This window comes from Galbibacter kalidii (genome assembly GCF_026241135.1).
Classification (GTDB): domain Bacteria; phylum Bacteroidota; class Bacteroidia; order Flavobacteriales; family Flavobacteriaceae; genus Galbibacter.
This window is the reverse complement of record NZ_JAPFGA010000083.1, coordinates 1-632: the sequence shown is the minus strand read 5'-3', so window position 1 is coordinate 632 and position 632 is coordinate 1. Positions and strand designations below refer to the sequence as shown.

At 61.2% G+C, this 632-nt stretch carries 1 protein-coding gene; it reads right to left on the bottom strand.

Features of this window, described 5'->3' with window-relative positions:
- Positions 1-160: 160 nt before the first annotated feature.
- On the bottom strand, positions 161-632 hold a 472-nt coding region (locus tag OOZ15_RS19975), incomplete at its 5' end, for a transposase (protein ID WP_265958190.1).

The window sequence follows — 632 nt, the reverse complement described above, 5'->3', positions numbered from 1 at the left end:
CGCGGCAGAGCCGTGTGACCGGTTTTCTGTAGAGCACTGACGATGGCGGAGGCGCTCTCTGCAATTGGCAAGGCGTCGGCGCCAAGGATACCAATCTTGCGGCGCGCGGCGTGTTATGACGACTGGGGTGCATTTGAGCCGCCCCATTTAACCTTCGCCCTCACAGATACGCCATTCGCCTCAGATTTAGCGCCATGCAGACGAGCTTCCACTCGGCTTGCACCTTGTCCAGGCCCCTCATGCTGAACTGACGCAATCCCATCACCGCCTTGATCCAACCATTTGGAGCCTCCACGATCGACTTGCGCCGGCGGTAAGCTGCATCGCCTTGCTCCGTTTTCAATTTCGCCGCAATCGCCGCCGTATGCGGATGGGTCTTGGCATTGACCTTGGCATCTTCACGTCCCTCGCGGCCGAGGGCAACGATGACATCGCCGTGGTGATCGGCGACCTTTGCCAGAACAGCCTCACTACGGAATCCCGCATCCGCCAGCGTCTGGGCCGGCATTTCTCCGGTGTTGGCCTGAACTGCTGCCAGCATGCCCAGCAGCGCCTGACTGTCCGCGGCGCAGTTGGTCAACTCCGCCGCCACGATGATCTGGTGCTCGGCATCGACCGCTGTGTACCCGTTG